Annotated in this window: 11 protein-coding genes; 3 read left to right on the forward strand and 8 right to left on the reverse strand. The window is 64.5% G+C overall.

The window, feature by feature from the left end; translation table 11 throughout:
• The first annotated feature begins 129 nt into the window (after nt 1–129).
• The 3 genes from der to poxB all read left to right on the forward strand — a co-directional run bounded on the left by der (nt 130) and on the right by poxB (nt 4,624).
• Nucleotides 130–1,515 (forward strand): ribosome biogenesis GTPase Der, encoded by a 1,386-nt coding sequence (gene der / locus ACSQ84_RS05680; protein ID WP_436210638.1) that lies wholly within the window; start codon nt 130–132, stop codon nt 1,513–1,515.
• Nucleotides 1,512–2,762 (forward strand): TCR/Tet family MFS transporter, encoded by a 1,251-nt coding sequence (locus tag ACSQ84_RS05685; protein WP_436210639.1) that lies wholly within the window; start codon nt 1,512–1,514, stop codon nt 2,760–2,762. Before der ends, ACSQ84_RS05685 begins: the two co-directional genes overlap by 4 nt.
• Nucleotides 2,763–2,887: 125 nt before the next feature.
• Nucleotides 2,888–4,624, forward strand: coding sequence for a ubiquinone-dependent pyruvate dehydrogenase (gene poxB / locus ACSQ84_RS05690; RefSeq protein ID WP_436210640.1), 1,737 nt, complete (start codon nt 2,888–2,890; stop codon nt 4,622–4,624).
• A gap of 136 nt (nt 4,625–4,760) precedes the next feature.
• Here the strand turns inward: poxB and ACSQ84_RS05695 are convergent, their stop codons facing one another.
• From ACSQ84_RS05695 to ACSQ84_RS05730, 8 genes are all read right to left on the reverse strand, one after another.
• Nucleotides 4,761–5,987: an ABC transporter substrate-binding protein gene (locus ACSQ84_RS05695; RefSeq protein ID WP_436210641.1), complete on the reverse strand. Its 1,227-nt coding sequence runs from the start codon at nt 5,985–5,987 to the stop codon at nt 4,761–4,763.
• Between the two features lie 104 nt (nt 5,988–6,091).
• On the reverse strand, nt 6,092–7,249 hold the full coding sequence (locus tag ACSQ84_RS05700) for a hypothetical protein (protein ID WP_436210642.1): 1,158 nt from the start codon (nt 7,247–7,249) through the stop codon (nt 6,092–6,094).
• A 180-nt stretch (nt 7,250–7,429) separates the two neighbouring features.
• Nucleotides 7,430–8,170, reverse strand: coding sequence for an SDR family NAD(P)-dependent oxidoreductase (locus ACSQ84_RS05705; RefSeq protein WP_436210643.1), 741 nt, complete (start codon nt 8,168–8,170; stop codon nt 7,430–7,432).
• 158 nt (nt 8,171–8,328) lie between these two features.
• A complete protein-coding gene (gene purF, locus ACSQ84_RS05710; RefSeq protein WP_436210644.1) occupies nt 8,329–9,837 on the reverse strand; it encodes an amidophosphoribosyltransferase in 1,509 nt (502 codons plus the stop codon).
• 30 nt (nt 9,838–9,867) lie between these two features.
• A complete protein-coding gene (locus ACSQ84_RS05715) occupies nt 9,868–10,497 on the reverse strand; it encodes a CvpA family protein (protein ID WP_436210645.1) in 630 nt (209 codons plus the stop codon).
• A gap of 182 nt (nt 10,498–10,679) precedes the next feature.
• Complete coding sequence (radA, locus tag ACSQ84_RS05720; RefSeq protein ID WP_436210646.1) at nt 10,680–12,140, reverse strand: DNA repair protein RadA; 1,461 nt, start codon at nt 12,138–12,140, stop codon at nt 10,680–10,682.
• Between the two features lie 71 nt (nt 12,141–12,211).
• On the reverse strand, nt 12,212–13,357 hold the full coding sequence (locus tag ACSQ84_RS05725; RefSeq protein ID WP_436210647.1) for a threonine synthase: 1,146 nt from the start codon (nt 13,355–13,357) through the stop codon (nt 12,212–12,214).
• Nucleotides 13,358–13,438: 81 nt separating this feature from the next.
• A complete protein-coding gene (locus ACSQ84_RS05730) occupies nt 13,439–14,842 on the reverse strand; it encodes an adenylate/guanylate cyclase domain-containing protein (RefSeq protein WP_436210648.1) in 1,404 nt (467 codons plus the stop codon).
• Between the last annotated feature and the right edge of the window lie 76 nt (nt 14,843–14,918).

Below are 14,918 nucleotides of genomic sequence, written 5' to 3' on the forward strand. Positions count from 1 at the left end.
CGCAGATTGCGTAGACTTATCTGCGGTAGAAAACGCGTCAAACAATAATGTGGGCGCTGTTCTGATAGAACAGCGCTCTTCTTCCAACTTCGATTGACACGCCCTCCAAAAAGGGCGTCTGGATTATTTATGCCCTTTACGTTTGCCATCATCGGCCGACCCAATGTCGGCAAATCGACGCTGTTCAACCGTCTGGTCGGGCAGAAGCTGGCGCTCGTCGACGACGAACCCGGCGTCACCCGCGACCGCCGCGAGGGCAGCGGGCGCCTCGGCGATCTCGAATTCACCGTGATCGATACCGCCGGCCTCGACGAAGGCGCCAAGGGCTCGCTCACCGCGCGGATGCAGGAGCAGACCGAAACCGCGATTGCGCTGGCCGACGCGCTGATGTTCGTGATCGACGCACGCGCCGGGCTGACGCCGAACGATCGCGCCTTTGCCGATTTCGCCCGCCGCGCCAACAAGCCGGTGGTGCTGGTCGCCAACAAGAGCGAGGGCCGGCACGGCGAGGTCGGCGCGATGGAATCCTATGCGCTCGGGCTCGGCGATCCCGTGCAGATTTCCGCCGAACATGGCGAGGGCCTCAGCGATCTCTACGACGCGCTGCGCGTGCTGATGCCGGATCCGACCGAGGAGGGCGAGGAATTCGACGATGACGACATCATCGAATCCGATGAGGATTTCGCCAAACGCCCAATTCGGGTTGCGATCGTCGGCCGTCCCAACGCCGGCAAATCGACCCTGATCAATTACCTGCTGGGCGAGGAGCGGCTGTTGACCAGCGCCGAGGCCGGCACCACGCGCGATTCGATTTCGGTCGAGGTGACCTGGCAGGGCCGCGACTTCCGGGTGTTCGATACCGCGGGCCTGCGGCGGCGGGCGCGGATCGACGAGAAGCTGGAGAAGCTCTCGGTGGCGGACGCATTGCGCGCGGTGCGCTTTGCCGAAGTCGTGGTCATGATGATGGACGCGCAGAACCGGTTCGAGGAGCAGGATCTGCGCATCGCCGACCTGATCGAGCGCGAGGGGCGGGCGATCGTGCTGGCCGTCAACAAATGGGATTTGATGGAGAAAAAGGGCAGCCTCGTTTCGGCGCTGCGTACCGATGTCGATCACTTGCTGCCGCAGATGAAGGGCGCGCCGGTCGTGGCGGTGTCGGGGCTGATGGGCGAGGGCATCGACCGGCTGATGAGCGCGATCGAACAAGCCTACGCGGTCTGGAACAAGCGGGTGCCGACGGCGGCGCTCAATCGCTGGTTCGAGCAGGCGGTCGACGCCAATCCGCCGCCATCGGTGTCGGGCCGCCGGCTGAAGCTGAATTACATCACGCAAGCCAAGGCGCGGCCGCCGAGTTTTATCCTGTTCTGCTCGCGCGCCGACGCGGTACCGACGTCCTACCTGCGTTATCTCACCAACAGCATGCGTGAGGCCTTCGATCTGCCGGGCACGCCGATCCGCATCATGCTGCGCGAGAAGGCCAATCCGTTCGCCCACAAGCGCAAGCGGCCGTCATGAGCGAGGCGGCGACCGAGCGCGCAGCCGGGATGCCGCCGGTGCGCAGCGGCGCAGCCGTCTTCATTTTTGTCACCATCCTGCTCGACATGTTCGCGCTCGGCCTGATCCTGCCGATCCTGCCGAAGCTCGTGGAGAGTTTCGTCGACAACGATACCGCCACGGCCGCACGGATCTTTGGACTGTTCGGCACCGCCTGGGCGGTGATGCAGTTCATCTTCTCGCCGATCCTCGGCGCCTTGTCGGATAGATTCGGCCGCCGGCCGGTGGTGCTGCTGTCCAATTTCGGGCTGGCGCTGGACTACGTGCTGATGGCATTGGCGCCGTCGCTGCTGTGGCTGTTCATCGGCCGCGTGATCTCGGGCATCACCTCGGCCAGTATCTCCACGGCCTTTGCCTACATCGCCGACGTGACGCCGCCGGAGCGGCGCGCTGCCGTGTTCGGCAAGATCGGCGCGGCGTTCGGTGCCGGATTCATTCTCGGCCCCGCCGTCGGCGGACTTCTCGGCGACATGGATCCGCGGCTGCCGTTCTGGGTCGCGGCAGGCCTGAGCTTTGCCAATACGCTTTACGGCTGGCTGATCCTGCCGGAGTCGTTGCCGCCGGAGCGGCGCTCGCCGTTCCGCTGGAGGAGCGCCAATCCGCTCGGCGCGCTGCATCTGCTGCGCTCCAACCGGATTCTCGCAGGTCTCTCATGGGCGAATTTCTTCGGCCAGGTCGCGCATGTCGTGCTGCCCTCGACCTTCGTGCTGTACGCGACCTATCGATATGGCTGGGACACCAAGACCGTCGGCCTGACGCTGGCGCTGGTCGGCATCTGTGCCATGGTGGTGCAGGGCGCAGGCGTCGGACCGATCGTCTCGCGCCTTGGCGAACGCCGCGCGCTGTTGCTCGGGCTCGGCTGCGGTGCGCTCGGTTTCCTGATCTATGGCGCGGCGCCGACCGGTCCGCTGTTTTGGGTCGGCATTCCCGTGATGGCGCTCTGGGGCATCGCCGGAGCGGCGATCCAGTCGCTGACCACGCAACTGGTCGCGCCGGATCAGCAAGGCCAGTTGCAGGGCGCCACCAACAGCGTCAACAGCGTCGCCCAGATGGTGGGGCCTTTTTTGTTCACGCTGATCTTTGCCTATTTCATCAGCGATGCTGCGCCGGTGAAAATGCCCGGCGCGCCGTTCCTGTTGGCTGCGGCGCTGCTGGCGCTGGCGCTTGTGGTCGCGTGGCGGACCATGGCGGGCAAACCCGCTGCTTGAATCCGGCCGCTGAGCGGAAATAGAGTTCCGCCGACATCACGGTAGCCTGAATTGTTCGGGCGCGGCCGGCCCGCTACATCTGATGGCTCACGTTCCGAAAGCTCCCCCAACAGAGCGAGGCCATCATGCAGATCGACACCGTCGCCGACCTCATCGCGGAAACCTTGATCCAGGCCGGCGTGAAGCGGATATTCGGCGTGGTCGGGGACAGCCTGAACGGGTTGACCGAAGCGCTGCGCAAACGTGAGGTGATCGACTGGGTTCACGTTCGCCATGAGGAAGTCGCCGCCTTTGCAGCTTCGGGCGAGGCGCAAATCACCGGCACGCTCGCGGTATGCGCGGGCTCGTGCGGGCCGGGAAATCTCCATCTCATCAATGGGCTGTTCGATGCGCACCGCAGCCGCACGCCGGTGCTGGCCATCGCCGCGCAGGTTCCTTCCGCCGAGATCGGCGGCGGCTATTTTCAGGAGACTCACCCGCAGGAATTATTCCGCGAATGCAGTCATTACTGCGAGCTCGTCTCCGATCCGGCGCAGCTGCCTTACGTGCTGGAAAATGCGATCCGCGCGGCCGTCGGCCGGCGCGGCGTGGCCGTGCTGGTGATCCCTGGCGACATCGCGCTTAAGAAGGCGCCGAGCCGCGGCATTTCACCGAATGCCGGCCTGCTGCCGAAACCACCGGTGGTTCGGCCGGATGATACGGAATTGGCGGCGCTGGCGGAGCTTCTCAACGGCGCCAGGCGCGTGACGCTGTTCTGCGGCCGCGGCTGCGCGGGCGCCCATCCCGGCCTGATGCGGCTCGCCGACAAGCTCAAGAGCCCGATGGTACATGCGCTCGGCGGCAAGGAACACGTCGAATTCGACAACCCCTACGATGTCGGCATGACCGGCTTCATCGGCTTCTCTTCCGGCTACGCCGCCATGCACGCCTGCGACGTCTTGCTGATGCTGGGAACCGATTTCCCCTACAAGCAGTTTCTGCCGACGGGAGCGAAGATCGCGCAGGTCGACATCCGCCCCGAAAATCTCGGCCGCCGCTGCAAGCTCGATCTCGGTCTTGTCGGCGATGTCGGCGCCACGATCGAGGCGCTGCTGCCTAGACTGACGGCGAAGGATGATCGCCGCCATCTCGACGACAGCGTGGCGCACTACAAGAAAGCCCGCGCCGGACTGGACGAACTGGCGCGCGGGACGCCGGGGCACAAGCCGATCCACCCGCAATATCTGGCGCGCCTGCTCGGCGAGGCGGCCTCCGACGACGCGGTGTTCACGGCCGATGTCGGCACGCCGACGATCTGGGCGGCGCGCTATCTCGGCATGAACGGACGCCGGCGTCTTTTGGGATCCTGGGTGCACGGCTCGATGGCCAATGCGATGGCGCATGCGATCGGCGCCCAGGCCTCACAGCCGGGGCGGCAGGTGGTGTCGATGTCCGGCGACGGCGGATTCGCGATGCTGATGGGCGACCTGATCACGCTGCGGCAGATGAAGCTGCCGGTAAAAGTCGTGATCTTCAACAATGGCGTGCTCGGCTTCGTCGCGCTGGAGATGAAGGCGTCCGGGTTCATTGAAACGGGGGTCGATCTGGAAAACCCCGACTTCGCGGCGATGGCCCGCGCCATGGGCATTCATGCGCGGCGCGTCGAGGATCCCGGCGATCTGCCGCAGGCGATCCGCGAAATATTGGCCCATGACGGGCCGGCGGTGCTCGACGTCGTGACGGCGCGCCAGGAATTGTCGATGCCGCCCACGATCACCGCCGAACAGGTCAAGGGCTTCAGCCTGTGGGTGGTGCGGGCGGTGATGAGCGGCCGCGGCGACGAGGTTCTGGACCTCGCCAAGACCAATTTGTTGCCGCGTTGATTAACCCCGAGTCATTCCGGGGCGCGCAAAGCGATCGTAGGGTGGGCAAAGCGAAGCGTGCCCACCATCTCAAGTCATGTGCGGATAGATGGTGGGCACGGCGCTTGCGCGCCTTTGCCCACCCTACGTCCGGTTCTTACTTCTTCACCAGCGGACAATCGCTCGCTTCCAGCGGCTTGGCGGCGTCTTCCGGGGCGATCGTGGCGATCTGCTTGTAGTAATCCCACGGGCCCTTCGATTCTGCCGGCTTCTTCACTTCGAACAGATAGGCCGGGATGATGCGGCGGCCGTCGGCGCGCAGCGGGCCTGTGCCGAACAGGGGATCGTCGGTCGGCAGTTCCTTCATCTTGGCGATCACCTTGGCGCCGTCATGCGGATTGCCGCCGAGCGCTTCCATCGCCTTGAGATAATGCAGCACCATCGCGTAGTTGCCGGCTTGCGTCATCGACGGCATCGCATTCTTGCTCGCCAGGGCGGCGAACCGCTTCGAGAAGGCGCGGGTCTGGTCGTTCAAATCCCAGTAAAACGATTCCGTGAAGGTCAGGCCTTGCGCGGTCTTCAGTCCCAGCGAATGCACGTCGTTGATGAACAGCAGCAGCGCGGCCAGCTTCTGGCCGCCGGCCACGATGCCGAATTCGGAGGCCTGCTTGATTGCGTTGGTGGTGTCGCCGCCGGCGTTGGCGAGCCCGACCACCTTGGACTTGGAGGCCTGCGCCTGCAGCAGGAACGACGAGAAATCCGAGGTGTTGATCGGATGCTTGACGCCGCCGAGCGGCTTACCGCCATTGGCGGTGACGACAGCGGAAGTATCGCGCTCCAGTGCGTGGCCGAAGGCGTAATCGGCGGTCAGGAAGAACCAGGTGTCGCCGCCGGATTTGGTCAGCGCCTTGCCGGTGCCGTTGGCCAGCATGTAGGTGTCGTAGGTGAACGAGATGGTGTTCGGCGTGCAGGCCTTGCCGGTGAGATCGGCGGTGGCGGCGCCCGAATTGAGCAGCGCGATGTTCTTTTCCTTGGCGAGGTTGCTGACCGCGAGCGCCACGCCGGAATTCGGCGTATCGGCGATCGCATCGACCTTGTCGTTGTCGATCCACTGCCTGGCGATGTTGACGCCGACGTCGGGCTTGTTCTGGTGATCGCCGCTGACGACGTCGACCTTCCAGCCCTTCTTGAGCAATCCGGAATCCTCGATCGCCATCTTGACCGCGACCACCGAATTGGGGCCGCCGATATCGGCGTAGAGGCTCGACATGTCGTTCAACACGCCGATCTTGACGGTCTTGTCTTGGGCGTAGGCAGGCACGGCAACGCCGACGCAAGCAACGGTGATCAACGCGGCTAGGCGACGCGCGCTAAGTGCAGTCATGTATTTCCTCCATCTATGTTCGCCGGGCGGCCTTCTTTGGGAGGTCCATACCCGGCAGAAGACGGAGAGGGTGTTAGTGGTTCCGGATAATCGCGGCAATCCGCCTATCGTAGCGCGTCCGATGTCAGCTTGAATTTCTGGATTCGCTTTCCGGTGTCGACTTCGGCGGTATAGACGTTGCCTTTGGAATCGACGGCCATGGCGTGAATCCAGTGGAACTGGCCGGCATTGCGGCCGCTGCGGCCAAACGTCCCGACCACCGTACCGTCGTCGCGCTTCAGCACCCGGATTTCGTTGTTGGCGCCGTCGGCGCTCAGCAGATAGCTCTGCTTCGAATCGGGCCAGATCACGACGTCCCAGACCGCGCCGTTGGCGAGCGTGTTCTTCTCGTAGAACCACTCTTTCACGAAGGTTCCATCCTTCTTGAACACCTGGATGCGATTATTGATGCGGTCGCAGACATAGACCAGCCCGTCATCGGCGACTTTGACGCAATGTACGGGACTGCCGAATTGCTCCGAGACCGGTGCCTTTGGATCGTAGGGCGCTTGCTTGTCGTCGTTCGGCGGTTTGCCGTAGGCGCCCCAGTGCCGCTTGTAGGCGCCCGTGGTGGCGTCGAACACGATGATGCGCCGGTTGCCGTAACCGTCGGCGATGTAGACTTCGTTGGCGCCCGTATCGACCGTAACCTCGGCGGGCCTGCCCAGTTGCGTGGTGTCGTTGCTGCCCTTGGGTGGCGCGATCTTGCCGATCTGCAGAACGAATTTGCCGTCCTGCGTGAACTTCAGGATCTGGCTGTCGTTGGTCGCGTTGCCGGTCAGCCAGACAAAGCCGCGATCGTCGACCTCGATGCCGTGTTCGTTGCCGAACCATTGATAGCCTTCGCCCGGTCCGCCCCATGAACGCAGCAGATTGCCATCGGCGTCGAACTCCAGCACCGGCGGCGCCGGGACGCAGCATTTGGTGCGGGGCGGGTCGAGCGCCGCGGCCTTTTCATCGTCGGTCAGCGGGCGCGGACGCTGAAGTACCCAGATGTGCCCCTGCGCGTCGGCACTGATGCCGCCGACCTGGCCGAGGATCCAGTTGTTCGGCAGCGGTTTTGGCCAGGACGCATCGACCGCGAAGGTGGGAATGTCGCCGGCAAGTGCGGAATGCGGCGTCGTGGCGATGCCGATCAGGATGGCCGCGGTGATGCCTGCGAGAATGGTTTTGCCGAGATGTCGGATGGCAGGTATCGAGCGCGCGCGATGATGCATCGCCATGTCGGCTTTCTCCCTTGATCTTCTTGGCGGGTTGCTCCCGCGTGCGCGGGCAGTCAATCGCGGGGAGGGGTGGGTGTCAACGGTTTGACACCGTCATTGCGAGCGCAGCGAAGCAATCCATCCATCCGAGCAAAGAAAGAATGGATTGCTTCGCTACGCTCGCAATGACGTGGAGAGAGCCTACGCCGGCGCGCGAAAGCTCATCAGCGTACGCGTCTTGTAATCATACAGCTTGCCGGTCTCGTTCCAATCCGGCGAACACATCGGCACGATGAATTCCGCGACCTGCTCCGGCGTATCCAGCGTCGCCGGGTCTTCGCCGGGAAATACGATGGCGCGCATCTTGGTGCGGACCGGGCCGGGGCTGAACAGATTGACGCGCAGGTTAGTGCTCGCGGTCTCCTGCGCCCAGGCGCGCGCCAAGGCTTCGAGGGCGGCTTTCGAGGCGGCGTAGGGGCCGACATAGGCGCTGGCCTTGTTGGCGGCGCCCGAGGTGACGAACACCGCGCGGCCGGCGTCGGATTGCCTCAATAGCGGCTCCATGCAGCGGATCAATTGAAAGTTCGCGGTGACGTTGACCGCCATCACGTCATTCCACGGCTTCAGCTCGATATGGCCAAGCGGTGACGAAGGGCCGGCGACGCCGGCATTGCCGACGAGGATGTCGAGCTTGCCATGGCGCTCGTGCAGCGCCGCGCCGAGCCGGGCGATGCCGTCGGAGTCGGTGACGTTCAGCGGCACCAGGGTGGCGCTGCCGCCGTCTTTTCGGATCTCGTCGTCGAGCTCTTCCAGCCCGCCCTGCGTCCGCGCCACCGCCACGATATGCGCGCCGGCTCTGGCAAGCGCGCGCGCAGTAGCATAGCCGATGCCGCGCGAGGCGCCGGTGACGAGAGCGATACGGGCGGCGAGGGAGGATGTCATGGAAGAAGCTCTATCATCGTCGTCCCTGCGAACGCAGAGACCCATACGCCGTGACGGTTATGATGGCGAAAGGTGTTCGTGTCTAATGGCGTCCGAAAAACGAAGGCCGGTGGCTATGGGTCCCTGCTTTCGCAGGGACGACATAGCGCCTGGGTCAACTAACTCGCCTCCGCCAGCAGCGACAATTGCCGCGGCTGCGGTTCGACCTGGGTCTGGTCGGTGAGGTGGGTCGGATAGACACCGGTAAAACAATGGTCCGAGAATTTCGGATTGGCGGGGTCGCGGCCGGGTTCGCCCATCGCGCGGTACATGCCGTCGATCGACAGGAACGCCAGTGAATCGGCGCCGATGATCTCGCACATCTCCTCAAGGGAGTGCGTGGCGGCCAGCAGCCCGCCGCGGTCCGGCAGGTCGATGCCGTAGTAGTCGGGATACAGGATCGGCGGCGAGGCGAGGCGGAAATGCACTTCGCGCGCGCCGGCGTCGCGCATCATGCGCACGATCTTCTTCGAGGTGGTGCCGCGCACCAGCGAGTCGTCGATCAGGATGATCCGCTTGCCCTCGATCGCGGCACGGTTGGCCGAATGCTTCATGCGGACGCCGAGTTCGCGCACGCTCTGGGTCGGCTGAATGAAGGTGCGGCCGACATAGTGGTTTCTGATAATGCCGAGTTCGAACGGCACGCCGGAATGCTGGGCATAACCGATCGCGGCGGGCACGCCGGAATCCGGCACCGGCACCACGACGTCGATCTCGACATGGCTCTCGCGCGCGAGTTCCGCGCCGAACGATTTTCGGACCTCATAGACCGAGCGGCCGCCGACGATGGAATCCGGCCGCGAGAAGTAGATATATTCGAAGATGCAGGGCCGCGGCGGTCTGGGTGAAAACGGCTTGTGGCTGTGCGCGCCCTGCTCGTCGAACACGATGATTTCGCCGGGTTCGACGTCGCGGACATATTTCGCGCCGATCATGTCGAGCGCGCAGGTCTCCGACGTCAGGATCGGGCAGCCGTCGAGGTCGCCGAGCACCAAGGGGCGGATGCCGAGCGGATCACGCGCGCCGATCAGCTTCTTGTTGGTCATCGACACCAGCGAATAGGCGCCCTCGATCGCGCTCAGCGCCTCGATGAAGCGGTCGATGAAACGGCCGCGCTTGGACTGCGCCACCAGGTGCAGGATCACTTCGGTGTCGTTGGTGGATTGCATCATGGCGCCGTTGCGCACCAGTTCGCGGCGCAGGCTCAGCCCGTTGGTGAGGTTGCCGTTGTGGCCGACCGCGAAACCGCCGGCATTGAGTTCGGCGAACAGCGGCTGCACGTTGCGCAGGATGTTGGCGCCGGTCGTGGAATAGCGCACATGGCCGACCGCGAGGTTGCCGGGGAGGCGCTCGATCACCTCGCGGCGGGAGAAGGTGTCGCCGACCAGGCCGAGCCGCTTCTCCGAGTGAAACCGCGAGCCGTCGAAGGAGACGATGCCGGCGGCCTCCTGGCCGCGGTGCTGCAAAGCGTGCAGCCCGAGCGCGGTGACGGCGGCGGCTTCCGGGTGGCCGAAGATGCCGAACACGCCACATTCCTCGCGGAGCGTGTCGCCTTCAAGATCGTCCTGCAAATCGATCGGACCGGAGTTTCGGTCAAGTTGCGCGGCGGGATCTGAAGGGTTCTGCATCGCGTCCATCGCCTCTCTTTGGCCCAAAAGTTACTTGCTCGCGGGTTTCTCGATCAGCTTTTTAAGGCCGTCGCGGGCAGGTTTGCTGTAGCCATCGCCGGGTGCCGGGGCTGCCGGCTCGGCGTCAGTTGAATCGTCGTCGGGTTTATTCTTCTTGAATCTCTTTAAGATGGTGTTCTCAGGGTCATCCGGCAAGAGCGCCATTAACCAATCGCCGGTTCCCTGCAGCACCATCCGGGACTTCGCGCCAGTGATCCAGTCGGGCCGCTGCTTGTCCGGAACCAGCCAGCTGAAGAACAGGAAGGCGACCACCACGATCAGCAGCCCGCGGGCCAGGCCGAACAGGAAACCGAGCGTGCGATCCAGCGCGCCGATCCGGGAATCCAGGATCATGTCCGAAATCCGCACCGTAATGATCGATACCACGATCAGGGTCGCGATGAAGGTGCCGGCCACCACGACCACGGCCGCGATCGTCTCGCTTTGGAAGTAAGTTCTAGCGGTCGGCATCAGTTTTGCGAAAGCATACAGCGTGACCAGGGCCGCCGCGCCCCAGGCCGCGATCGACAGAATCTCGCGCATGAAGCCGCGCACCATGGCGAGCAGCCCCGAAATCAGCATCACCGCAAGCAGGACGAGATCGAGTATCGTTACAGGCATCGGCTGGTCAGGTCCGCTCGTACATTCTCAAAGCAAGAAGTCTCAAGGCTCGCGAATCGGCGTGGTCGGTGCCGGTCTACGTGACGGTCATCTGGCGTATCCCGCAAGGCCGGATATCGCGCCATCCAACGCGCCTTTCGCGCGCGTTGTATAGCGGCGAGGGCAGGTAACGTCACGCCGCTTTAGCCATTCTCGCGACGGAATCGCGCCGGTGTGGCATTTTTCTCCGTCCCTTCGCGATTCTGCTCCCGGTTGGCCCTGGGCGTGCCCCGCGCGGCGATTTCAGCGACCAGGCTGGTCAATCCGCCGACGCTGTTCAGGACCAGACCCGCATCGCCGCCGGCCTCGCCACGTGCCGATTCGGGCAGGATCGCACGGCCGAAGCCGAGTTTTGCCGCCTCTTTCAGCCGGGCCGAGGTTTGCGCCACCGGCCGGACCGCACCCGACAGCGAGATCTCGCCGAAATAGACCGCATCGGTGGGCAGCGGCGCGTTGACCAGCGACGAGACCAGCGCGGCGGCGGCCGCGACGTCGGCCGCGGGCTCCTGGATCCGCAGGCCGCCGGCCACGTTCAGATAAACGTCATAGCCGGACAGCTTGACCCCGCAATGGGCCTCCAGCACCGCCAGCACCATCGACAGCCGGCTCGGATCCCAGCCGACCACGGCGCGCCGGGGGGTGCCGAGGGTGGTCGGCGCCACCAGCGCCTGCAATTCCACCAGCACCGGGCGGGTGCCCTCGATGCCGGCGAACACCGCCGTGCCGGGACTGCCGAGATCGCGCTCCGACAGGAACAATTCGGAGGGGTTGGAGACCTCGCGCAGGCCGAGGCCCGTCATCTCGAACACGCCGATTTCGTCCGTAGGGCCGAAGCGGTTCTTCGCCGCGCGCAGGATGCGGAATTGCTGCGAGCCTTCGCCCTCGAACGACAGCACCGCATCGACCATGTGCTCGACCACGCGGGGGCCGGCGATCTGGCCGTCCTTGGTCACATGCCCGACCAGGATGATGGTGGCGCCGGATTTTTTGGCAAACCGGATCAGCGCCTGCGCCGAGGCCCGGACCTGCGTGACCGTGCCCGGCGCGGATTCCACCGTGTCGGTCCACATGGTCTGGATCGAATCGATCACGATCAGCCGCGGCACCGCGCCCTCGGACAGCGTCGAGACGATGTCTTCCACCGCGGTTTCGGCCGCGAGTTGCACCGGCGCGTCGGCAAGCCCGAGCCGCTCGGCGCGCAGCCGCACCTGGGCCACCGCTTCTTCGCCGGAAATATAGACCGCGCGATGCCCGGCGCGCGCCATCATGCTGGTGGCCTGCGTCAGCAGCGTCGATTTGCCGATGCCGGGATCGCCGCCGACCAGCAGCACCGAGCCGCGGACAAAGCCGCCGCCGGTGACGCGGTCGAGCTCGACCATGCCGGAGGAGAGGCGGGGCGCGTCCTGGCTCTTGCCGGTCAGCGATTCCAGCGCAAACGTTCTTCCCCTGCGCTTGGAGCGGATCGACACCGGCATCGAGGTGGCACCGGTCGTGTCCTCCTCGGACAGCGTGTTCCACTCGCCGCAGGCCTCGCACTTGCCCTGCCAGCGATTAAACGCCGCGCCGCAGTTCTGACAGACGAAAGAGAGGGTGGATCTGGCCATGAAGTCCTGGCGGGATTCGCGTGTTCTTATTTTGTTCTATAGTGCTTCCAAAGCCAAGTCAAAGGCCGGAATCAAAACAGCTCGGCGATGGCCGACGCCGTCTTGATGCCGGTCCCCGAAATCAACATCACCGTGGTTTCGCGCGCCTCAATGACGCCGCGCGCGGTGAGCCGGGCGAACGCCGCCGCGACACTGGCCGATGTCGGCTCCACGAACAGGCCAAGCCGCGCGAGCCGCCTCAGGGCGGTGACGATCTCGTCCTCGGAAACGGCCACCGATTCTCCGCCGCTGTCTTTCAGGGCGTGGATCATTTCCTTGAGCCGCAGCGGATGCGCGATTGCGGTGCCTTCCGCGATCGTCTTGTGGACGGCGCGCGCGACCGGGGTGTCGACGCCGGCCTGGAAGCTCGCGTCCAATGGCGAGCAGTTGAGCGGCTGCGCGGCAAACAGTTTTGGAAGTTTGCTGATCTGGCCGGCGGCGAGCAGTTCGGAGAAGCCGATGTGGCAGCCGAGCAGGTTGCTGCCGGCGCCAACCGGAATGATGATGTTGTCGGGCGCCGCGAAATTGAAATCCTCCCAAATCTCATAGGCGATCGATTTGGTGCCCTGCAGGAAGAACGGCTGCCAGTTATGGCTGGCGTAGAAAATCTCGCTGGACTGGCGGATCGCCTCGCGCTGCGATTCCTCGCGCGGCCCCTCGACCAGCTGCACCTCGGCGCCATAGGCGCGGACCTGCGCGACCTTGGCTGGCGACGTGTAGGCCGGCGCCAGGATCTTCACGCGCATGCCGCCGGCCGCGCCATAGGCCGCCACCGACGCGCCGCCATTGCCGGAACTGTCTTCCAGCACCGCATCGATGCCGAGCTGCCGCAGATAGGACAGCATCACCGTGGTGCCGCGGTCCTTGAAGCTGCAGGTCGGGTTGAACCATTCCAGCTTGAAGAACGGCCGAAAATCGCCCCATTCCCTTTGCACCAGCGGGGTGCAGCCTTCCCCGAGCGAAATCGGTTTTGCAATCTCGACCGGCAGCGCGGCCCGGTACCGCCACAGCGACCGCGTGCCGCGATCGATCTCGTCGCGGCCGATGCCGCCCTGCGGACTGATCAGCAGTGGCTTTTGCCCGTCGCCGCACCAGCGCGGAACGTCCAGCGGATAACGCTGGCCGCTGCGCGGTTCGATGTAGAAGGAGGGATCGGGATTTCGTTGGGATCGAGGCATTGGATCAAGCCATACGCGAGTTCAATTCTGCGGTGGCCTATGCGCCTTGACATGGTGCGTGGTCAACCGTGGCTTCGCCGGTCAGGACGCCTCGTTTTCCCGCGTCCATATCCCGACCGGTTGCTCGAGGCCGCGAATGGTCCGCGGTGGCTTCTCCACCAGGTGCAAGAAGTCGGCGCTCGAACTGCCGGATTCCGCCCGCGCTCGCTGCACGAGTTCGTCGCTGGCCACCATCGCGCAGCCATATTCGCGGGTCAGCGTTTCAAGGCGGCTTGCGGCATTGACGGCCGTGCCGATCACGGCGAATTCGAGCCGGTTCAAGCCGATGTCGCCGAGCACGACCTGACCAAAGTGCAATCCGACGCTGAGCCGAATCGGCGGTTCGCCGCGGTGTTGGCGGTCGAGATTGAGCTCGGCGATCGAGCCGATCATGGCCTGCGCACAACGCAGCGCGTTGCCGGCGTCGGAATCGCCGGTGAACGGCGTGCCGAACGTCGCCATCAAGCCGTCGCCGAGATATTTGTCGAGCGTGCCGCTGTGCCGAAATACCTCCCGTTCCATCCGCTCGTGGAATTGCCGCAGCGTTCCGATCACTTCCATCGGGCTGCGGCCGTCGGCATAGGACGTGAAATCGACGATGTCGGCGAACAGCACCGCAACATTCTGCGTCCGCACCTGCTTGAGCGGATCGTCGTTTTTGGACAATTGCGCGACGACGTTGGGCGAAAAATACCGCGCCAGATTGGTGCGTTCGCGCTCGATACCGGCGTGGCTGATCAGCAGCGCGTTCGAGCGCCGCGCCGCCAGCGCCAGCGTCATGGCGACGATCAGGAAGACGGTGATCTGCTGGAACCGGGCGCCGAACCCGATCGAGGCGGGGTCGATGACGTCGAACAGCCTGACGTCGGCGCCGACGGCGGCCCGCACCCGTTCCGACAACGCGGCATGGGTGTTGGGGTGCAGGTACACCCAGCCGACGCCGATCGCCCACAGCGCCGAGGTCCAAAACCCCATCGCCACGACGGTGCGCCATGAATAGGCCAGCGTCGCGATAGCCAGGAAAACAAAGAAGTAAAGGAAGCTGTCGAACCTGTACTGCATCGCGATCGGCCAATCGACCGTGCTCCAGGGATTGGGCACCACGCTCAGGAAGGTCATCAGCGCCAGGTCGCAAAACAGCAGAATAAGCTCGGGCACCGACCGGCCGGTCTTGCCGACCTTGAGCTGGGCCCAGCCGATCAGGGCAAACAGGCCGAGCATCAGAACGTAATAGAGGACCTCCCACTCCGGATTGATGATCGGCAGGGTTGCAGCCGTCACCGCCAGCGCAACCCAGCGGGCGCGAACCGCGAGCAGCAAGCCCTCGCGCTTGCTGTCGGTAAGCGCCGCCTCCGCAAATTTCAGGGTGTCTTGCTGGACATCGGTTTTCCCTACCGTCGGGTTGCCGGTACCGGTGATAGCAGCCACATCAGCTATTGCGCTCAAGACATCGCCCTCACGGCCGAATGGATCAGATCATGCATTATGCCACGATACCGGGCATTATTGGCGTCAGCATGAT

Source organism: Bradyrhizobium sp. LjRoot220, from assembly GCF_964252915.1.
GTDB lineage: Bacteria > Pseudomonadota > Alphaproteobacteria > Rhizobiales > Xanthobacteraceae > Bradyrhizobium.